Origin of the sequence: Streptomyces sp. NBC_01481 (genome assembly GCF_026339995.1) — a bacterium.
Classification (GTDB): Bacteria; Actinomycetota; Actinomycetes; order Streptomycetales; family Streptomycetaceae; genus Streptomyces.
Genome location: NZ_JAPEPT010000004.1, coordinates 354,209 through 373,357, shown reverse-complemented (window position 1 = coordinate 373,357; position 19,149 = coordinate 354,209). Strand labels below are relative to the sequence as shown.

Annotated in this window: 17 protein-coding genes and 3 pseudogenes; 8 read left to right on the top strand and 12 right to left on the bottom strand. The window is 68.8% G+C overall.

Going from position 1 to position 19,149, the window contains the following annotated elements:
• Positions 1–604: 604 nt before the first annotated feature.
• Positions 605–3,352: a heavy metal translocating P-type ATPase gene (locus tag OOK40_RS23460; RefSeq protein ID WP_266486553.1), complete on the bottom strand. Its 2,748-nt coding sequence runs from the start codon at positions 3,350–3,352 to the stop codon at positions 605–607.
• Between the two features lie 202 nt (positions 3,353–3,554).
• On the opposite strand from OOK40_RS23460, the gene OOK40_RS23455 reads away from it, so the two are divergent.
• The 5 genes and pseudogenes from OOK40_RS23455 to OOK40_RS23435 all read left to right on the top strand — a co-directional run bounded on the left by OOK40_RS23455 (position 3,555) and on the right by OOK40_RS23435 (position 6,711).
• Positions 3,555–3,821 carry an SHOCT domain-containing protein gene (locus tag OOK40_RS23455; protein ID WP_266486550.1) on the top strand — a complete coding sequence of 89 codons (267 nt, stop codon included), beginning with the start codon at positions 3,555–3,557 and terminating at the stop codon, positions 3,819–3,821.
• A gap of 26 nt (positions 3,822–3,847) precedes the next feature.
• Positions 3,848–4,090: a DUF2933 domain-containing protein gene (locus OOK40_RS23450; protein ID WP_266485327.1), complete on the top strand. Its 243-nt coding sequence runs from the start codon at positions 3,848–3,850 to the stop codon at positions 4,088–4,090.
• Between the two features lie 282 nt (positions 4,091–4,372).
• Positions 4,373–4,558 (top strand): annotated as a pseudogene (locus OOK40_RS23445) (isoprenylcysteine carboxylmethyltransferase family protein); the annotation flags it as partial.
• A 42-nt stretch (positions 4,559–4,600) separates the two neighbouring features.
• Positions 4,601–4,783 carry a hypothetical protein gene (locus OOK40_RS23440; protein WP_266485322.1) on the top strand — a complete coding sequence of 61 codons (183 nt, stop codon included), beginning with the start codon at positions 4,601–4,603 and terminating at the stop codon, positions 4,781–4,783.
• 1,571 nt (positions 4,784–6,354) lie between these two features.
• Complete coding sequence (locus tag OOK40_RS23435) at positions 6,355–6,711, top strand: hypothetical protein (RefSeq protein WP_266485319.1); 357 nt, start codon at positions 6,355–6,357, stop codon at positions 6,709–6,711.
• A 429-nt stretch (positions 6,712–7,140) separates the two neighbouring features.
• Here the strand turns inward: OOK40_RS23435 and OOK40_RS23430 are convergent, their stop codons facing one another.
• Complete coding sequence (locus OOK40_RS23430) at positions 7,141–7,305, bottom strand: hypothetical protein (protein ID WP_266485316.1); 165 nt, start codon at positions 7,303–7,305, stop codon at positions 7,141–7,143.
• Positions 7,306–7,429: 124 nt separating this feature from the next.
• Here OOK40_RS23430 and OOK40_RS23425 point away from each other — a divergent pair, with 124 nt between their 5' ends.
• Positions 7,430–7,954, top strand: a complete 525-nt coding sequence (locus OOK40_RS23425; RefSeq protein ID WP_266485313.1) for an ankyrin repeat domain-containing protein — start codon at positions 7,430–7,432, stop codon at positions 7,952–7,954.
• A gap of 207 nt (positions 7,955–8,161) precedes the next feature.
• On the opposite strand, the gene OOK40_RS23420 is transcribed toward OOK40_RS23425, so the two are convergent.
• From OOK40_RS23420 to OOK40_RS23410, 3 genes are read right to left on the bottom strand one after another with little or no spacing between them, the layout of a single operon-like run.
• A complete protein-coding gene (locus OOK40_RS23420; RefSeq protein ID WP_266485310.1) occupies positions 8,162–8,524 on the bottom strand; it encodes an MmcQ/YjbR family DNA-binding protein in 363 nt (120 codons plus the stop codon).
• Between the two features lie 7 nt (positions 8,525–8,531).
• Complete coding sequence (locus OOK40_RS23415) at positions 8,532–8,957, bottom strand: VOC family protein (RefSeq protein ID WP_266485307.1); 426 nt, start codon at positions 8,955–8,957, stop codon at positions 8,532–8,534.
• A 27-nt stretch (positions 8,958–8,984) separates the two neighbouring features.
• Complete coding sequence (locus tag OOK40_RS23410; RefSeq protein ID WP_323136098.1) at positions 8,985–9,956, bottom strand: helix-turn-helix domain-containing protein; 972 nt, start codon at positions 9,954–9,956, stop codon at positions 8,985–8,987.
• A gap of 58 nt (positions 9,957–10,014) precedes the next feature.
• Here OOK40_RS23410 and OOK40_RS23405 point away from each other — a divergent pair, with 58 nt between their 5' ends.
• Both OOK40_RS23405 and OOK40_RS23400 read left to right on the top strand, forming a co-directional pair.
• Positions 10,015–10,485 carry an aldo/keto reductase gene (locus OOK40_RS23405; RefSeq protein WP_323136114.1) on the top strand — a complete coding sequence of 157 codons (471 nt, stop codon included), beginning with the start codon at positions 10,015–10,017 and terminating at the stop codon, positions 10,483–10,485.
• 341 nt (positions 10,486–10,826) lie between these two features.
• A complete protein-coding gene (locus OOK40_RS23400; protein ID WP_266485304.1) occupies positions 10,827–11,831 on the top strand; it encodes an NADP-dependent oxidoreductase in 1,005 nt (334 codons plus the stop codon).
• A 559-nt stretch (positions 11,832–12,390) separates the two neighbouring features.
• Here the strand turns inward: OOK40_RS23400 and OOK40_RS23395 are convergent.
• The 7 genes and pseudogenes from OOK40_RS23395 to OOK40_RS23365 all read right to left on the bottom strand — a co-directional run.
• A pseudogene (locus OOK40_RS23395) lies at positions 12,391–12,710 on the bottom strand (cation transporter); the annotation flags it as partial.
• A gap of 675 nt (positions 12,711–13,385) precedes the next feature.
• Positions 13,386–13,934 carry a hydrogenase maturation protease gene (locus tag OOK40_RS23390; protein WP_266485301.1) on the bottom strand — a complete coding sequence of 183 codons (549 nt, stop codon included), beginning with the start codon at positions 13,932–13,934 and terminating at the stop codon, positions 13,386–13,388.
• Positions 13,931–15,307: pseudogene (locus tag OOK40_RS23385) on the bottom strand (hypothetical protein). The gene OOK40_RS23390 and the pseudogene OOK40_RS23385 overlap by 4 nt, the downstream one beginning before the upstream one ends.
• Complete coding sequence (locus OOK40_RS23380; RefSeq protein ID WP_266485299.1) at positions 15,304–16,002, bottom strand: DUF6084 family protein; 699 nt, start codon at positions 16,000–16,002, stop codon at positions 15,304–15,306. Before OOK40_RS23380 ends, OOK40_RS23385 begins: the two are co-directional and overlap by 4 nt.
• On the bottom strand, positions 15,999–16,616 hold the full coding sequence (locus OOK40_RS23375; RefSeq protein ID WP_266486542.1) for a DUF5947 family protein: 618 nt from the start codon (positions 16,614–16,616) through the stop codon (positions 15,999–16,001). Before OOK40_RS23375 ends, OOK40_RS23380 begins: the two co-directional genes overlap by 4 nt.
• Positions 16,617–16,672: 56 nt before the next feature.
• Positions 16,673–17,275: a hypothetical protein gene (locus tag OOK40_RS23370; RefSeq protein WP_266485297.1), complete on the bottom strand. Its 603-nt coding sequence runs from the start codon at positions 17,273–17,275 to the stop codon at positions 16,673–16,675.
• Positions 17,272–19,056 carry a nickel-dependent hydrogenase large subunit gene (locus OOK40_RS23365; RefSeq protein ID WP_266485294.1) on the bottom strand — a complete coding sequence of 595 codons (1,785 nt, stop codon included), beginning with the start codon at positions 19,054–19,056 and terminating at the stop codon, positions 17,272–17,274. Before OOK40_RS23365 ends, OOK40_RS23370 begins: the two co-directional genes overlap by 4 nt.
• Positions 19,057–19,149: the final 93 nt, after the last annotated feature.

Sequence of the window (19,149 nt, the reverse complement as noted above, 5' to 3'; positions counted from 1 at the left end):
GCGTGGGACAGGTGAATCCGGGAACGCCGGAATCTAGATCTGCTGGACCACGGAGCTCGTCGAACTTCGCAACGGGGGCAGAGCCACCTGGTTCGGGGGCGGGCCCGTCTTCCCTGCTACGACTCGGTGGCAGGGCGTCTGCACGTCGAGCGGGGTGAGCGAGGGGCTTGCAGGTCCCGATGTCTGCTGGGGCTGTCCGGCCGCACATTCCGCAGCTGGATGGGAAGAATCCTGGCCGTCGTCGTGATGCTGCTCTTTGGCTGGGTCGCCTTGCGCACCATGCGTATGTGCTGAGGGGCTCGCGACACTGGCGGCCGGGTGGCTAGGGGCGCTGTGGGCGCTGTGGGCGCTCGCATCGTGTGTGAACAGAAAGCCGAACAGCAGGGCTGCCAACCACAGCACGCGCAGTGGACCCGCCGCGAAGCGGGCCCGAGGTTTGCTGGGCGACGACCAAGCCGTGACCATGCGCTGAGCCTAGCCTCTGGTCGCGGCCGCCCTGCCACGCCCCCTCACAGTCGCGGTGTGCGGCGCAGGGCCGCAGTGAGTTCGGCGTACCCCGCGTCGGCAAGGGGCGGGATCGGCGGCGCTTGACTGGGAGCGGTGGTCAGTGGGGTTCATCTCCGTGCGATCCGCCGGGTGCCGGTGCGCGGTAATGGTCCGGGTCGGTGTCGTAGGCGGCTGCGCACCGCGGGGAGCAGAAGTAGAGGCTGCCGGTGGCGGTGTCGCGCCGCTCGGCGGCGGCTGCCGGGGCAAGGCGCATGCCGCACACCGGGTCCACCACCGTGGTGTGGTCGCTGCGCTCGTGATCGCCTGCGGCTTCGGGCTCGGTCCGGTCGGCGGCGGATTCGACCCGGGGCTCGACGTGGACCGTTTCGGCTCTCGGCAGCGGGGTGGTGTGCCAGCGGCGCAGGCGGCCGGAGTTGGTGACCACGGACAGGGAGGACAGTGCCATAGCGGCCGCGGCGATGATCGGGCTGAGCCGCAGACCGAGCCACGGGTACAGGGCGCCGGCTGCGAGGGGGATGCCGACGGCGTTGTAGATCAGGGCGAAGAAGAGGTTCTGCCGGATGTTGCGCATGGTGGCGCGGGAGAGCCGGATGGCGGTGACCACGCCGGTCAGGGAGCCGGAGATGAGGGTGATGTCGGCGGCTTCGATGGCCACGTCGGTGCCGGTCCCGATGGCGAGCCCGACGTCGGCGGCGGCGAGGGCGGGGGCGTCGTTGATGCCGTCGCCGACCATGCCCACGGTGCGGCCCTCGCCCTGCAGACGGCGGATCTCGTCGGCCTTGTGCTCGGGAAGCACCTCGGCCAGCACCCGGTGGACGCCCACCTGTTGGGCGATAGCGGCGGCGGTGCGGGCGTTGTCGCCGGTGAGGATGACCACGTCGATGCCGAGCCCTTGCAAGGCGGCGATGGCCTGGGCGGAGTCGTCTTTGACGGTGTCGGCCACGGCCAGCACCCCGGCTGCCCGGCCGTCGACGGCGGCGAGTACGGGCGTCTTGCCCTGCGCCGACAGTTCGGCTGCGACCGGGGCGAGGGCACCAGTGTCGATGCCCACGTCCGAGAGCAGGCGGGCGGTGCCGACCAGCACGGCGCGGCCGTCGACGGTTGCCTGCACGCCCTTACCGGTGACCGAGTCGAAGCTGCTCGCAGCGGGCACGCTGAGCTTCCGCTCCCGGGCGCCGGTGCCGATCGCGCCCGCCAGTGGGTGCTCACTGTCGGCCTCGGCCGCCGCCACCAGTGTCAGCAGTTGGGACTCCTCGAAGCCGTCAGCCGCGTGAACATCGGTCAGGACAGGCTTTCCCGCGGTAACGGTGCCGGTCTTGTCCAAGACGACGGTGTCGAGTTTGTGGGCGGTCTCCAGAGCTTCGGCGGAGCGGATGAGGATGCCCGCCTGGGCGCCCTTGCCGGTGCCGACCATGATGGACAGCGGGGTGGCCAGGCCCAGTGCGCAAGGGCAGGCGATGATCAGCACGGCGACCGCGGAGACCAGGGCGAGGGTGAGCGCCGGGGCCGGACCGACCGTGTACCAGAGCGCGAACGTGGCGATGGCGATGGCGATGACGGCGGGCACGAAGTAGGCAGAGACCGCGTCGGCCAGCCGCTGGATCGGCGCCTTGGACGCCTGGGCCTGCTGCACGAGGCGGATGATCTGGGCCAGCATCGTGTCGGCGCCGACCTTGCTCGCGCGTACCCGCAAGGAACCGGTGGTGTTGACGGTGGCGCCGATGATCGTGTCACCCGCCCGTTTGGTGACGGGCATCGGCTCACCGGTGACCATGGACTCGTCCACCGCCGAGGACCCGGACAGCACCCGGGAGTCGACGGGGATCTTCTCCCCGGGCCGGATCACGATCTCGTCGCCCACGACGACGTCTTCCACAGGGACTTCCGCCTCGGTTCCGTCGCGCACCACGCGTGCGGTACGGGCCTGAAGGCCCAGCAGCGCGCGGATGGCCTCGCCGGTGCCCGCCTTGGCGCGCGCCTCGAGGAGACGTCCGAGCAGGATCAGGGTGAGGATCACTCCGACCGCCTCGAAGTACACCTCGCGCACGTCCTCGGGCAACAGGGAGGGCGTGAGGGTGACCAGCAGGCTGTAGCCGTACGCAGCCGAAGTACCCAGCGTGATCAGGGAGTTCATGTCCGCGCCGCGGTGGCGCAGGGTCAGCCAGCCGATGCGGTGGATCGGCCACCCCGTGTAGAACATCACCGGAGTGATCAGAGCCAGCTGGAACCAGTGGTTGAGCATCCAGCCCGGCACCCAGTCGGCGCCGAAGAGTTCATGCGCCATCACGGCGAAGAGCACCGGCGCCGTCAGCACCGCGCCGAGGGCCACACGACGCGTCAGGTCATTGATCTCCGCGCGCCGCTCGGCGGCCTCTGCTGCCTCGGCCTCGGCCGCTGCGGCATCACCGCCCGGCGCCCCGGACGCAGCAGCGCCCCGGACCTCGCGACCCTCCGAAGGGCCTTCCCCACTGTCCGGTTCGACGAGCAGCGTGCCGTGGATCATGTTCATCCCGCAGGCGAACCCGAACGAACCCGCCTCGGCCGGATGCACCCGCACGGTGGTACGCGCATACGCCGGCAGCCCGGCACTCACCCGCAGATCAGGGAAGACCACCCGGTTGGTGCACTCTCCGGACTCCTGCCGGTTGAAGACAAGCTCCAGCGGAATGCCCTGCCGGACCTTGATGACGTCGGGGCTGTAGCCGCCGCGCACCGTCACCTCGACCCGCTGCACCCCGCCCTCCAGCCGCGCGGTACGGGCACGGCGCGGCCCGAAGAAGAACCACCCCAGACCGGCGATCAGCACGGCAACCAAGATCACCACCACCGCATCGGCGACGCCCATGGCGAACCGTCCTCTCTGCACGGTGACACCCTCAGCATCGCTCGCGCCTACCCCTATCAGGTAGAGGCCGAACGACCCGGTGCACAGGACCGGGCGGCCCTGGGCACGGGACCCGGGCGGGAGCGACTGTGGCAGTGACAGAGAACGCCGGATGGACGGCGGGCCCCGTGCCCGCAGTCCCGAGCCCGGGGAAGTGAATGCAGTGATGTTCTGGTACGACCACGACGTCAGTGGCTGGGGCTGGTTCGCCATGTCGGCCAGCATGATCCTTTTCTGGGCCCTGATCATCACCGCCGCTGTCCTGCTCTTCCGCGCCGTGAACCGTGCCCCCGAGCACAGCCACATGCACGGCGGGCCCTCGCCCGAGCAGCTGCTCGCCGAGCGGTTCGCCCGCGGCGACATCGACGAAGACGAGTACCAGCGGCGCCTGGCCGCCCTGCGCTCCTCCGGTCCCCTCACCAAACACTGACGCCCGCCCAAGGAGGAGAACCGGCCATGAAGAACAACAGGAACTACGGGCTGTACGCGATTGCGGTCGCCATCGCCGTCGTCGGAGCACTGGCGCTCGGAGTGCCGCTCGGCACCCTCGCCTTCCTCCTCATCGCGCTCGCCTGCCCGCTGATGATGTTCTTCATGATGCGTGGCATGCACGGTGGCGATGACATGAAGGGGCGCGGGCATGACCACGACGATCCGCCAAAGGACCGCGAGCCACACGACCACAGGCCCTTCCGCTGAGACACACGGCGGCGGCAGGGACGTGCCATGCAAGCACTGGCGGCGACCCTGATCGGCGTACTGATCACGGCGGCCCTGGCTTACGACACGGCCCGCCTGATGACCCCCGCGGGAACCGTTGCCCCCCCCTGGCCCGGCTTCGGGGCCACCGCGCCGGCCTGGAGGCTGCGGCGCGGTGGCTGGTCGGCATGCGCACACACGGCCGGCTCGACGCGACTACCTACCAGCGACGAATGAGCGCACTGGCCCGCGGACGGCGGACCATCCCCCGAGGAGGACATGATGGCTGACGCCGCATATGGCCTGTGGCCACTTGTGGTCCTCAACACCGCTGCCCTGTTCATGCTGTTCGCCGCCAGCCTCTTCCACCCCAAGACCAAACGGGACTTGCGGGCGATGGGCGCCTACAGCGCGTTCCTCGTGGCCCTGTTCACCGAGATGTACGGTACGCCGCTGACGATCTACCTCAGTCGGCGGCCGCAGGGGGCACCAACTGCGTGAGGAGCAGCCATGGCACTCGGAGACGGTATCCGCCGCAACATCGCCACTGTCGACCCCGCGGAGCGCACCCTGCTGCGCGACACGATCCTCACCGCCCGGAACCCGTACGCGAGGTCGAGCGCGAAGCGGTACGCCCGCGCGGGTTTGGGCCTTATGGCGTCCAAGAATCCGCGAACTGGTGCGCTTCCGTAAGGGACGTCCTGGCCATGCCCTCGGGTGACGTGTGCGGCCAGCCGTGCTGCCAGCGGCGAGCCGCCTGTCGGATGTTGCGGGGGCACTCCCCAAACCGTCGCCGATCCAGAGGGTGTTGGCGACCGATGATCCCGGGACGTGTCGGGACGGCAATCCGGACGGACCGTTTTCACTCCGGGCCGTTTTCACTTCGGACCGCTTCAGGTCCAGCACCCTCGCCGGCTCCCGCTTGCGTACCAGTGCCGAGACGAGCAGCCCCGCGAAAGTGATCTTGCTCTCCAGCACCTGCAGACGACCAAACGACACTCGCCAGAGCACCTCAGACAGGCACACGAGACGGCGTCGCGGACCGCTACCGACCCCCCGAGTCCCCTGCACGTCCCCTCGATCTTGAATTCGAGCCCGACAGAGGCAGTCCTCCAGCCAGCAACGACCTTGATCGCTCACATCATCGCAGGTCAGAGCAGTCCTCTACTCCGTGAGCAACAGGAGCTGCACTACGCTCCAATGACTTGAGCAGCGGATTCTCTCCGTTGAGCTCGAGTTCGCGCCCCAACGCCCCAAGAGGGACGTTTCTGCAGGTCAGGGCGCTACTGGAGTGGGGCGGGTGGGACTCGAACCCACGGCCGACGGATTATGAGTCCTTTGGTGATCGTGACGGCCCTTGTCGGTCTGGCTGAGTCTCTGGCGTTTTTCCATGTCAGAGCGGATGTCCCTGGCGGGGCCTTGTACATCCTTCGCAGTCTGAGTAGATCCTTGTGTCCCCTCACCGTCCCCTGGACGCCCCCCGGTGCTGCGGGTGGGCCAAGAGCGTGCAGTGCAGGACAGTTGCTCGCCGAAACCGACGCTTTGCGCAGCGGATTCCCGTACCGTCGCACGAGGGTTCGCTCGCGGGGCGAGCAAGCCTCACACGCCACCGTAGGGAGATACACCGGCCACCTCGGTGGACATTGCCACCGTGATGGCGCCCTCAGGCGCTGTTGACGAATCCGCTGGGGCGGTTCACATGATCGTGGAGGCCCGTGTCTGCCTCGCTTCCCTGCCGGACCTACCACGAACCGGGCATCACCAGACTTCGCCGAGGCCCTGACCGAATGGTGCCCCAGGGCTTCCTAACAGTCCTGTAGCTGGGCAAGGGTGCGGATGCTCAGGCGATCGCGTCGGGTTGGATTACGCGGGGTTACTCAAGTCTGATTCGCGATCTTGCTTTGGCCCCCGAGTGAGAACGGGAACGCCCACCGTGATCATCGGGGTTGCATACACCCCCGGATCGTACGGTGGTCGTGAGGTCAGAACTGTACATGGGATTGTCGGAGGTGCATGCCCTCTGCTTAACTGCCCTAAAACTAAAGGTTGTTCACCTTCAAGGAGACCAGATGTTTCGCAGGATGACTGCTAACCGGATGGCACGCATCGCAACTGCGCTTCTGATCACAGCCGCCACAGCGACTCTAGTCAACCTGGGCTCTGCGACCTCAGCGAGTGCCTCCGTTGACAACGTCTGTCGCCGCAACACTGACGGCACGACCTGGCGGGGCTGGGCCGAAGTTGGGACGCACTACCCTGTCACCTTGCATGGAACGAAGGTCCACCTCTACACGGACCGGGGCAACGCTGCTGTCTATGCAAAGGCCGACAGCGTCGTCCGCGGGGACATCCTCTCGATCGACCGGTCCAACTTCGCGGTTTCCGGCACAGGAGAAGCCTATTGGAAAGAGACACCTTGGATCATGGCCCAGACGCCTAATTCGGGCTACTCCTACTGCGAATGGACCGCAACCGGATCCGGGAGCTTTTCAACCTCCAAGACCAATCCAATTGACGGTGCCCACCGATACATCCGGGTATGCCTGCGGCATGCGGGCTCGCTTCAGTGCGCGGGCTGGTGGTACGGCGACAATGACGACGATTGGGACGACGCCAGCTGACGGTGATCTGCACAGAAGTTGCATGTATTTCGGCTGTCTCTCTTCTAGATCTCATTACGCTCCCCAATGACAGGGGTTCTGCAGATCGAACGCCGGGCTGCGTCCATGACCGACGCCTCGGCATCACCGGGAGCATCGCCCCGCGTACGAGGTTGTTCACCTGCCTCAGCAGCGACGGCGCCTCGCTGATGTGCTGGCGTGCACGACCCATTCAAGGCGCGTGAAGCCCTGCGGAGCTGGTCCTGATCGTGCAGCCAGGTGCGGGCAGCCATCGCGGCGGACTGCAACTTGACAAGCGCGAGTTCCTCACAAGGGTGCCATCTGGCGTTGGGCTTCCTGGCACAGACCCTGCACGACAGTGATCTGACGCGCCCGTACGCGGTGTTGAGCCACCGCACCAGAGCGCCGATGCGCGTCGGCACATGGGCCTCAGTGGCCCTCCCGCTGCGCGCGGCGAATGTTGCCGCCGTAGACCGCCAGTCCCACGGCGAGCAGGACGGCGGTGTGCACGGCCAGCCAGGGCAGGGTGCCGTCGGAGACAGTTGCCGACAGCGGCTCGCCGGCCAGGGTGGTGTTCCACAGCCCTGTGCTCATGCCGACGGGTGCACGGGATCCAGCTCGAAACCGGGGGTGATCCCTGCGGCCCGCTGGCAAGCAGTCGCGCAGCCTGCTGCACATCGCCACCGACTGGCCCGGCCACTTCCCCAACGGGCCGCGGGTGATCGCGACCCTGGTCGCCGCCGGTGCGGACCCCAACGCCCGCTTCACCGGCCCGCACACCGAAACACCCCTGCACTGGGCAGCCAGCAGTAACGACGTCCCCGCCCTCGACGCACTCATCGCTGCCGGAGCCGACATTGAAGCCCCCGGCGCGGTCATCTCCGGCGGCACCCCACTCACCGACGCCCGCGCCTTCGGCCAATGGCGCGCCGCCCACCGACTCATCGAACACGGCGCCCACGCCACCCTCCAGGACGCGGCTCCCCTCGGCCTGCTCGATCGCGTGCAGGCGTACGTCGACGCCCCCGAACCACCGACCCCCGACGAGATCACCTGCGCCTTCTGGGGCGCCTGCCACGGTGGCCACCTCTCCACCGTCGAGTACCTGCACCAGCAGGGCGCCGACATTGACTGGATCGGCTACGACGACATGACGCCGCTCGACATCGCCCGTGCCCAGGACGCCGACGAGGTCGTCCGATGGCTGTGCGCCCACGGCGCGAAAAGCCGTACGGAACTCTGACCCAGGCGGCCGTGACAGCCCGCGCGTTGTCTGTGCCTCGAGACTCTGGCACGCATCACGCCTGAGCCAGGGGCTCAGCTATCTGCCTATGACGTCCCGCAACGAGAACCTCAAGAGCGCGCCACAGCTCAGCCGCCGACACACTGCCGTCCTTCACCAGGCGGTCGTTCCGCCACCCGACTGGACCCCCTCCAGGCGAGGTTCTGGTCAGGCCTCCGCCTCCAGTGCCGCGGTCAAGCGCGCGGGGGCGACCAGGCAGTAGGCGTCCAAAACGAGGTCCTTCACCCGGGCCCAGTCGACGGCGACATCGAGGTAGATGCCGATCCAGCCCCGGTGGCCGACGTAGGGCGGGCGGAAGAAGTGCACCGGGTCGGAGGCGACCAGGTGTTCCTGGACTCCGGCCGGTGCAGCGCACCAGAATGCGAGCCGGTCGTCGTGGTGGTGGTCGGAGAAAGTGACGAACATCTTCTTCCCGGCGAACCAGCTGGGTTCCCCGTGGCTGAGCTGCGCGTCCACCTCGGGGAGTGCCAGGCAGATCGACCGGAGTCGGTCCAGTGCTGAAAGTGCCATCGCCGGATCAGCCCGGATCCGGGGCGTTGCGGGGCTCCCCGCGATAGGTACCGAACGACCACCGGTTGCCTTCGGGATCGCGGGCGGCGAACTCTCTGGAGCCGTAATCAGTTTCGCGCAGCTCGGAGGTGATCTCGGCGCCGACGGCCTTCGCGCGGGCATACAACCTGTCGAGGTCGGCGGTGACCGCATAGGCCCCGAAGCTTCCGGGGCGCAGCGGCCAGGTGTCGTCCTCGCCGTCCTGCTTCGCCGAGCCGAGCATGATCCCGCCGCCTTCCGGCCAGGACAGCTGGGCATGGTCGACGCGGTCACCCTCCCCGTGGACCACGGTCTCCTCGAATCCGAACGCGTCGATCAGAAACCGGATCAGCGCGCGGGCGTCGTGGGCCCGCAGGGTGGGCCACACCTGCGGTGCCGGTGTCGGGTCGTCCATGTCCACCAAGCCTCCTCGGCCAGTCCTTCAGCACTCGTTGGGCTCTTGCCGCACCCCACCTTCCGCTGCTTCGCCGCTGGGGGCTTGGACGTTTCGGAACTCCTCGGCCAGCCACGTGCTGGGGGCACAGCCGGCCAGGGAGCGGAACTCGCGCGCGAGGTGTGCCTGATCGAAGTAGCCGCACTCCGCCGCCACGTCGGCGAGCCGGGGGAACTCCGACCGGCCGGCACCGGCTGCCAGCAGGTTGCGAGCGCGGTCGAATCGGACCACCCTCGCGGCGGCCTTGGGCGTGAGCCCGGTCTCCCGGCGGAAGCGGTCCGCCAGATGGCGTCCGCTCCAGCCGACCTCGTCGGCCAGCGCCGACACCGGTACGGCACCGCCGGTGCGGATCAACAGCCGCCAGGCGCGGGCGACCTCGGGCGGAACGCCTCCGTAGGGGGAGGTCGCCCGGAGCAGCAGCGTGTCCAGCACGGCGAAGCGCGCCGGCCAGCTGTCGGCCGCCTGCAGCCGCGCTTGGAGCTCACCGCACATACGGCCCAGGACGGCGTCTGCCGGGAGATCGGTGTTGGCCAGCTCACCGGCAGGCAGGCCGAGCAGCGCCCGCGCACCGAGCGGGTGGAGCGCGATCTGGATGCCCGACTGCCGGCCTTCGTGGGTGATCAGCGCCGGTGACGTGTGCAGGCCACCGAGCAGGGTGTCGTATTTTCCCGGTGCCTGTCGGGGATCAGGGTGGCCGGCCACTGTGAGCACATCGTCGAGCGTGAAGATCAGCGTCAAGTGGGGTGAGGGCATCCCCCGGTGCTCTGCGGCCGGGAAGCCGTCCTGCCGGTAGCCGATGTACCAGGCCACAAAGGGCCGAAGCGCGGCGGCGGCCCGAACTCGGACCGACTCGTTGACCACGCCGTCGCAGGGGAAGGCCGCAGCCGCCGCGGCGACCCGCCCGCGCGGCGGGGAGCCGACGTACGGCCCTGGGATATCCACTCGCGGCGCGCTGTCCACGCCACCAGTATGGAAGAGATCCTGCGCGGGCTCGACGACCTGGTGAGTTTCCGAAAAGATCCACCACGCCGCCCTGTCCAACTTCCCCGCCTGGCGCGTCTCCCGAGCGGCGACCCTCGCGGACCTGAAGAACTGGGCTCCCCTCGTGGGCATCCAGAACGAGTACAGCCTCGTCGAGCGGACCGCCGACCGCGAGCTGCTGCCGATGGCCGAGAGCCTCGGACTCGGCGCCGCCCTGCGGTCCCCGCTCGGCGGCGGACTGCTCACCGGAAAATACCGCCGCAGCGCCGAGGGGCGGCTGAGCGACCTGGGGGCGGTCATCCACACGGAGAGCACCGACCAGAAGACCGCCGTCGCCGACGCCGTCCTGGCCATCGCCGAGGAGATCGGCGTGACGCCTGCCCAGGTGTCGATGGCCTGGGTGCGGGAGCGTGCCGCCCAGTCCGCGCGACCTCGCTCATCCCGATCATCGGGCCGCGTAACCTCACCCAGCTCGACAGCTGCCGGGGCGCTCTCGACGTCCAGCTGACCCCAGAGCAGTTCGCCCGCCTGTCTGAAGTCGGCGCGGTACCTCTCGGAGTTCCCCACGAGGCAATCGCCGGATCCCTGGGCGGCATCCAGGGAGGCGACTCCAGCCGCGCCAAGGCCCCCGCCACACCGGTGGCCTGACACCCGAAGGCATTGCGGCTGATTCCCGGTAGTGGCGCCGCTCCTGAGGACCGCGCCAGATTCCACGTCGGTGACTGCCTCCCGCCGCACCGGCGAGGGGCTCCAAGAGACCGAAGCAAACGCCACAAAGTATCTGGTACTGGGAGAAGCCCAGAATCAACAGAGATCCCGTCCCCTCGCGGACGAGAAACGGAGACGACGATGAAGGCCTTCAGGGTCGAGCGGTACGGCGACACGGCCGGGGTGCGCGCCGGTGAGATGCCCGACCCGCAGGTGGGCGCCGACGACGTCCTGATCCGGATCCACGCGGCGAGCGTCAACCCGCTGGACCTCAAGATCCGCGACGGGGACTTCAAGGCGATCCTGCCCTACCGTCTCCCGCTCATCCTGGGCAACGACCTCGCCGGGGTGGTGGTCCAGGTGGGATCGGCCGTCACCCCGTTCGCGGTGGGCGACGAGGTCTACGCGCGACCCGCCAAGGACCGCATCGGCACCTTCGCCGAACTCATCGCCGTCCACCAGGACGACCTGGCGATCAAACCGGCCACGCTCACCATGGCGCAGGCCGCGTCCCTTCCCCTGGTCGCCCTGACCTCATGGCAGGCGCTCGTCGAGCGGGCACACGTGCAGCCAGGCCAGAAGGTCCTGATCCACGCGGGCTCCGGCGGCGTCGGCACCATCGCCATCCAACTGGCCAAGCAGCTGGGCGCGCACGTTGCCACCACCACGAGCACGGCCAACGTCGACCTGGTGAAGGAGCTCGGCGCGGACATCGTCGTCGACTACAAGAAGCAGGCTTTCGAGACGGTCCTTGACGGCTACGACGTCGCCCTCGACACCCTCGGTGGCGAGACGCTCAACAAGTCCCTGCAGGTACTCAAGCCCGGCGGGAAGGTCATCAGCATCGCAGGCCCTCCCGACGCGGCCTTCGCCCGCGAGCTCGGCGCGAACGCGATCCTCCGACTGGCGATGAGCGCGCTGAGCTTCAAGACCCGGCGCCGCGCCAAGCGCCGCAACGTGACGTACTCGTTCCTGTTCATGAAGGCCAGCGGCGACCAACTGCGCAAACTCACACCGCTCATCGACACCGGGAAGATCCGCCCCGTCGTCGACCGTGTCTTCCCGTTCGATCAGACCCGGGAGGCCATGGAGTACGTCGAGAAGGGCCGCGCGAAGGCCGGCAAGGTCGTCGTCGCGATGACGTGAGGGCAGGCCCCCGCCAGACGACTGGCGAAGACCTCCTCAGGCAACGAGAAGATCCCGCACCCCACTACCCCGAGGACCCCGGTCTTCTTCACCGACACCGAGGGCGGCCGACGGGCAGGGCGCGCCCCGTAGACCACGCCCGTCTCGGACGTGCCGCCGTCGGTCTCGTCCGCGGAGCTGGCCTTGAGCGTCGCGCGAGACACATTGAGCAGCATCCCGTCACCGATACCGGGCCAGTGCCCACCTTTCCGTACCCGAAGGTCCAGGCCAGTTGGCCGGGAGGCTTCATCTGTGTGACACGGCCGGATGCGTCGTGGGCATAGGTCGTCTTGAGGGCAGGGGTTTCCGGGATCCCACGTCTGCCGCAAGCGTCCCGCGTCGTCGTAGGCGTAGTTCGCCACGGCAGTCGCGGTCGATGCCGTAGCGCCGGGGGAGGTCGCCCACACGCGGATCTCGGAGACTTGAGCCAGAACCCGAGAACTGACAGCGGTTCGGAGGCAGTTGACTACCAACGTCGGGGGCAAATGTTCATCAGTCACGACAGCACCGGGGCTGAAGATCATTTGCAGCAGCCGCACCCGGGACGGCAGCCGCATGTATCGGGCTCGGCCGCCGATGTCACCACAGCGGCAGCAGTGGGCGCGCAGCAGCCCTGCCCTGCCAGGCATCCCCGCCTTCCTTCACCGCGACAACGGCGATGACCACGGCGATCGGGTTGGCCCACGACCAGCCGAGGGTGGCGTTGAGGACCAGGCCGAGCAGGAGCACGGCGGACAGGTAGGTGCACAGCAGGGTCTGTTTGGAGTCCGCCACCGCGGAAGCGGAGCCGAGTTCGCGCCCGGCGCGGCGTTGGGAGGCGGACAGGAACGGCATGACCGAAGCTGGATGCTGCTCAAGTAGAGGTACATGCGCTGTCGCTACTTGCGTGCAGAACCAGCTGGCCGGACCGTTTTCAGTTCGGGCGGTTTTCAGTTCGGGCCGCTTCAGGCCCATCCCCCTCGTCCGATCCCGCTTTCGTACCGATGCCGGAGGCGACCAGCCCCGCAAAGGTGATCTTGCTCTCCGGCACCTCAAGACGACCGCACGGCACCCGCCGGAACACCCCAGACCGGGCACACGAGGCGGGGTCGCGGGGCCACTACCGACGCCCCGCGTCCCCTGTGCGTCCCCTCGATCTTGAATTCCAGCCCGGCAGCGGCCGTCCCTCCAGTCGGCAACAACCTTGATCACCCACATCAGCGCAGGTCAGAGAAGTCCTCTACTCCCCGAGCAACAGGAGCTGCACTATGCCCCAAAGCCGTGAGCAGCGGATTCTCTCCGTTGAGCCCGAGTTCGCGCCCCAACGCCCCAAGAGGGACGTTCCTGCAGGTCAGGGCACTACTGGAGTGGGGCGGGTGGGACTCGAACCCACGGCCGACGGATTATGAGTCCGTCGCTCACATCTTGCGGATACGCAGGTACCGCGCAAGATCCGGCAGCAACTGCCTGACAGCGGCCACCAGAGCAACCGCGGCGGCCGCGCCGCCGATGATTGTCTTCTTCATGCTTGTCTCCTCACTTCGCGGCCTCGCCGACCGCAGCCGGTCGCGCGGACGATTCCTGCTCGCCGTCCCGTAGCACGCCCAGGATCAGCCCCACGGCCTCCGGCACCGCGGCAGCCACCGGCGGGCTGAGGCCGATGCCTTCCTCCACGCCTGCGGGTTCGCAGCCGACGACCAGGGTGCGCCGCGGTGGCCGGGCGCCGGTGCCCGCGCAGAGGGTTTCCAGGAGGGCCAGGACCGCGTCGGGGGACATCCGATGGCCGTCCAGCAGGGCGCCCTGGGGCTCGATGCCGCCCGCGTGCTCGGCTTCGATCAGGTAGACCGTGCCGGGTGCGCCGCCGCGTGCCGTGGCGTCGACCAGGATGAGGGTGTCGTAGCCGTCGAGGAGTTCATACGCCAGGTGTACGCCTCGTACGCCGATGTCCACGACCTCCGCGTGGTCCGGAAGCTGTTCCGCGGCCAGCCTGCGTACGGTCTCGACGCCGAAACCGTCGTCGCCGAGGAAGATGTTGCCGACCCCGGCGACCAGAGTCCGGGCGCTGTTGTCCTGTGGCCGTTTCATCCGTCCTCCAGGGGGACGACCTCGTCGGGCTGGAAGTACAGGAAGCGGCCCTGCTCGCGGCGGATGTCGGCTCCCGGATCGCCCTCGACGGTCACCGCCAGGTGCACCGCACCGTCCACGTCGTGCAGCACCGCCTCGACCCTGGCGCTGCGGCCGTGCAGGAACAGGTCCTGTGCGTCGGTGCGGCGCAGGCCAGGGCGCAGCTGTACGCGGCTCCCGGCGCCCAGTGGCCGGCCGTCGACGAGGACCCGGTCGTGTGCCGGGTCGAAGCCGGAGTCGCTTGCCGGGTCCCACCACGGGGTGTCCGGCCGCTTTACCTCGTCCACCAGGTCGGAGCCGGTCACCTCCCGCAGCGAACGCACCGCGCCGTGCAGGCGTTCAAGGACCTCGGGGGGCATCGAGTCGGCCAGGTCGATCACGGCAGCCGCACGTTCGTCGGTGCCGCGGGCCTCGCGCTTCTCCTCGTCGGTGAGGGCCGCGGTGCGCAGCGCGAGGATCTCGTCGATCTCGGTGGCGTCGTAGAGGGTCCCTGGACTCTCCGGGGCGATGGCGGGGTGGTCCTCAAGAATGATCGGGGAGGACAGCACCAGGTCCGCGCGGCCGGCTTCCCCGGCCAGGACCGGCCAGGTGTGCAGGTTGCGGCACGAGGCGATCGCGCCCTTGGCCCACTCGGGCGGATCCGTCATCGACAGGAACGACCCGGCGCTGAGGCCCATCAGAAGGTGCGCGGCCACCAGCGAGTACGCCAGCGCGGCGTCCCGGTCGGCCGAGCCGTCCGGCGGGCTCCAGGTGCTGGTGTTCTCCACGACAGCGGTCAGGCACATCACCCGGTAGGGGCCGTCGAGTTCACGCGCGGACAGCCGCAGGACGCCGCTGATCTCCTCGCACCGGCGAATGGTCACGCTCATCTCGCCGTCCAGGCTGGCCGGTCTTCAGGCCGGCGGCAGGGTCCAGACGCCGTCTCCGGTCAGCCTCTCCACCGGGGCGAGCACTTCGACTCGTTCTTCGACGCCCTCGTCCCAGGGCACCAGGACGCGGTCCTCCAAGGGGAGTTCGGGCACCGTCTCGAAACCGCCGTCCAGCAGGGCTTGTTGTACGGTCCGCCGCTGGGCGTGCAGGAAGCGCACCTCGACCGCGAGACTCGCGCCCGCCTTCGGCTCCATCAGACATTCGGTGTGCTGGAACTCGTGCTCCTCGCACTCGGCGCCCCACGCGGGCGGCACGAGCACGCCGAACTGCCAGCGCAGCCGGTTCTTGGCGGCCGAGGCGCGGTACGGGTAGAGCACATAGCCCTCGAACAGCACCGCGTCCGCCACCTGACGGGCATGGGCCAGTCTGGCTTCCGTCTCCGGTGCGAAGGCAGTTGTCGTCACCGCGCCGTCCCTCCCGTCGCGTGTGGCAGCAGCGCCCGGTCCAGGGCGTGGCCCGGCCGGGGCCCCGGCCGTTCGGCCTCGGCCAGCAGGGCTCGTACGGCCGCCTCCCAGGAGGGCAGCGCCCGCTGTGACCGGAAGGCGAGCAGTGCGTCCACGGTGTCGCGGGGCAACCGGATCCAGCCGCAGCCGGGGAAGTGCTGCTCGACCATCTCCTGCCACACCTCGACCGGCATCCGGAAGGCCGCCTCCCGGTCCCACGGCACCGGCTCGACGCGGAAGCCGCCCGCTCCCGTGAATGCCGTTCCGGAGAACAGCATGAGCAGCGGCACCTCGCCCGCCTCCAGGGCGTTGAAGTACCGGGTTGCGGCGACGTCCATGTCGTACGTGCAGGGCACGGCGAGGTCGGTCTCCGTCTCCCCCGTGAAGCCGGGAACCATGTGCGAGATCTGGGCGAACTGAACCGGCTGGAGCGTGCTGCCCCAGCGCGAGCGGTCACCGAAGAGGTCGGCAAGCCCATCGGCCTCCGCGGGCTCGTAGCCGCGCCGCGCGGGCTCGATGCGGATCTGGCAGCGCAGGGCCAGGGCGTGCACGCGGGCGTTGTCGGACGCGGTGATGCGCAGCCTGAAGACGAGCGTCGGACCGGCCGCGTACGGGTCGGCCCGTACGCCCGTACACGTGAAGGCGAACTCCGTCATGGCCGGACCTCTCCCTGCACCGCACGGGCGCGGCGGCCGACCTGCTCGAAGAACGCCTCCAGATCGGCCCGGGCCTCGGCTCCGCCGTCGAAGCCCTGCCACAACAGGCGCATGCGGCCCACCAGTTCGTAACAGATGTCGATCGGGACGAGGTAGCACTCGGGCCGGCCACCGCCCTGTGCACGGCGCAGCAGCAGCGCCTCCACGTCGGGTTCGAGGAGCGCGGCCAGGCGACTGTTGCCCAGCACGGTCTGCCACGCCGAGGGTTCGAGTTCACTCTCGGTCGCGCCCGCGGGACTCGGGTAGAGCGCCACCAGGCGGTTGAGCGCCGCGTTGCGGAAGAAGAAGGCGACACCGACCGGGATCTGCAGAACGTCCCACGCGCTGTCGTCCAGGCGATGGTCCGGGTCGGCGAGATAGCGGTCCGGGACCGCCCGGAAGCGGCCGCCCGCAGCGCCGGGCCGCTCGAACAGGAGGGCACACGAGACGCAGGCGCAGGCAAGTGCACGCTTGTCCGTGTCCACCAGGTGGCGGTGACTGTCTTCGGCCACCACCGCTCCGCACAGTTCGCAACTCGCCTGCGGGACTGGACGTCCCGTCAGAAATCGTCGCAGTCCGCGGACTTCACCGGCGAGCGGCGCAGGAGGCCGCGGCCGGAGCCGAGAGGCGCTCACCGCGTCGTCGCCCCGGCCGGTCCGGGCCCGGTGCGGGAGGTGGGAGGGGTCCCGATCTGGAGCAACGCGGGCTCCCCGGCGGCGGCGACCGTCTCCACTTCCACGGCGGTCACCTCGGGCGCGAAGCAGGTGAGAGAGTTCTCGACGGCCTGTAGTGCCGCCGCGCTCGTGGCGGCGCATCCGCAGCCTCCACCGCCCGCGGACCGCAGGCGCAGCGTTCCGGAGGCGTCGTCGAAGCCCGCCACCTCCCAGGCCGTGTCACCGGCCGCGTCCAGGGCACGGGCGATGCGCGTGCCTGCGTCCTCGGGGTGCAGGTCGTGCAGGAGAAGCAGGCTCGAGACGAGTTCGTCTTCGAGCAGGCCGGACAGGCGGCCGCCGGCGCCCGGGGCGTCGAGCAGCCGGACGATCCGGGCCAGAGAGGCGCCGTAGAAGTCCATCAGGACCCCGACCAGTTCCTCGGCCATGGCACGTGCCGATTCGTCACCGGTGGCGGCCAGCTTGTCGAGGACCTGTTCCACGCGCCGTCCTGCCTGCTCCGCGTTCATGACCCCGGTGTCGCCGTGTTTCGGCGGGGCCGCGGTGCGGGCTGCCGCGCTCATCCGGCCAGACCGCTCAGGCCGGTGGGCACGTGCATCGACTTCACGGTCTTACCGCCGCCGACGTACATGTGAACGCCGCAGGGCAGGCACGGGTCGAAGCTGCGCACCGCGCGCATGATGTCGATGCCCTTGAAGTTCTCCGGCGAGTTCTCCTCGAAGATGGGCGTGTTCTGCACGGCGTCCTCGTACGGGCCGGGTGTGCCGTAGGTGTCGCGCGTGCTGGCGTTCCACGGAGTGGGCGGGTACGGGTGGTAGTTGGCGATCTTCCCGTCCCGGATGACCATGTGGTGGGAGAGGACACCGCGCACGGCCTCGGTGAAGCCGACGCCGATGGACTGGTCCGGCACCTCGAACTTCTCCCAGGTCTGGGTGCGGCCGGCCCGTACCTCCTCCAGGCCCTTCTCGGCGCAGTGCAGGGCGATGGCCGCGGCGTAGGCCTGGAAGTAGGTGCGGGCGCGGTTGCGTTCCAGCGCGTTGCTCCAGCGCGGGATCTTCCACTCGAAGGTGGTCTCGGGCTTGGTCATCGTGCGCGGCAGGTTGATGACGACGCTGTTGCCGGTGGCCTTGACGTAGCCGACGTCGACGAGGCCGGACAGCGCAGTCGACCACAGGCGGGCGATCGGGCCGCCGCCGGTGTCCAGCGGCAGATAGTCCTTGCCGTCGAACCAGCGCGGCGACATCACCCAGCTGTACTTGTCGTTGAAGTCCCGCTTCTGCGGGGCCGGAATGGTGTGCTGGTTCCACGGGTGGCGCGGGTCGACGGGGTTGCCGAGCGGGTCGTGGGTGACGAACTGCTCCTGGCCCTGCCAGTCGTCGTAGTACGAGCTCCCCAGCAGGATGCGGATGCCGAGGTTGATCTCGGTGAGGTCGTTGGTGACGAGCTTGCCGTCGACGATGACGCCGGGGGTGACGAACATCCGCCGTCCCCAACCGGTCATGTTCGCGTAGGTGAAGTCGCAGTACTCGGGGTCGTTGAGGGCTCCCCAGCAGCCGAGCAGCACGCGTCGGCGGCCGACCTCCTCGTAGCCGGGCAGGGCCTCGTAGAAGAAGTCGAACAGGTCGTCGTGCAGGGGGACGACGCGCTTCATGAACTCCACGTAGCGCATGAGGCGGGTGAGGTAGTCCGTGAAGAGCTGTACGGAGGCGACAGTGCCGACTCCGCCCGGATAGAGCGTGGAGGGGTGCACATGGCGTCCCTCCATCAGACAGAACATCTCCCGGGTGTAGCGGCTCACTTGGAGAGCTTCGCGGTAGAACTCGCCCTCGATCGGGTTGAGTGACCGCATGATGTCGGCGATGGTGCGATAGCCGTGCTCCCCCGCGTGCGGTGCCTCGGTGCGCTCGGCGAGTTCGAGGACGCCGGGGTTGGTCTCGCGGACCATCTTTTCGCAGTAGTCGACCCCGACCAGGTTCTCCTGGAAGATGTTGTGGTCGAACATGTACTCCGCGGACTCGCCGAGGTTGATGATCCACTCACCGAGATGCGGGGGCTTTACGCCGTACGCCATGTTCTGCGCGTACACCGAACAGGTCGCGTGGTTGTCGCCGCAGATCCCGCAGATCCGGCTGGTGATGAAGTGCGCGTCCCGGGGGTCCTTGCCGCGCATGAAGACGCTGTAGCCGCGGAAGACGGACGAGGTGCTGTAACACTCCGCAACCCGCTTCTGCTTGAAGTCGATCTTTGTGTGGATACCGAGACTGCCCACGATCCGGGTGATCGGATCCCAGGACATTTCCATCAGGCCACTGCCGTCGCCGGCCGCCTTCGTCGTCGGTGCCATCGTGAGTGCCGTGCCCTTCTTCAAGCTGGAGTTGGGTCGCGCGGGGAGGTCTCATTCGGATGCGGCGCGGGGAGGTCTGATGCGGATGGGGCA

Excerpts from the sequence above, each read along its gene's own strand:
- OOK40_RS23400 (WP_266485304.1), top strand. The coding sequence starts at position 10,827 with ATGAAGGCCTTCAGGGTCGAGCGGTACGGCGACACGGCCGGGGTGCGC.
- OOK40_RS23380 (WP_266485299.1), bottom strand. The coding sequence starts at position 16,002 with ATGACGGAGTTCGCCTTCACGTGTACGGGCGTACGGGCCGACCCGTAC.
- OOK40_RS23420 (WP_266485310.1), bottom strand. The coding sequence starts at position 8,524 with ATGGCACTTTCAGCACTGGACCGACTCCGGTCGATCTGCCTGGCACTC.
- OOK40_RS23390 (WP_266485301.1), bottom strand. The coding sequence starts at position 13,934 with ATGAAACGGCCACAGGACAACAGCGCCCGGACTCTGGTCGCCGGGGTC.
- OOK40_RS23430 (WP_266485316.1), bottom strand. The coding sequence starts at position 7,305 with ATGAGCACAGGGCTGTGGAACACCACCCTGGCCGGCGAGCCGCTGTCG.
- OOK40_RS23370 (WP_266485297.1), bottom strand. The coding sequence starts at position 17,275 with ATGAGCGCGGCAGCCCGCACCGCGGCCCCGCCGAAACACGGCGACACC.
- OOK40_RS23415 (WP_266485307.1), bottom strand. The coding sequence starts at position 8,957 with ATGGACGACCCGACACCGGCACCGCAGGTGTGGCCCACCCTGCGGGCC.
- OOK40_RS23440 (WP_266485322.1), top strand. The coding sequence starts at position 4,601 with ATGGCACTCGGAGACGGTATCCGCCGCAACATCGCCACTGTCGACCCC.
- OOK40_RS23450 (WP_266485327.1), top strand. The coding sequence starts at position 3,848 with ATGAAGAACAACAGGAACTACGGGCTGTACGCGATTGCGGTCGCCATC.
- OOK40_RS23365 (WP_266485294.1), bottom strand. The coding sequence starts at position 19,056 with ATGGCACCGACGACGAAGGCGGCCGGCGACGGCAGTGGCCTGATGGAA.
- OOK40_RS23460 (WP_266486553.1), bottom strand. The coding sequence starts at position 3,352 with ATGGGCGTCGCCGATGCGGTGGTGGTGATCTTGGTTGCCGTGCTGATC.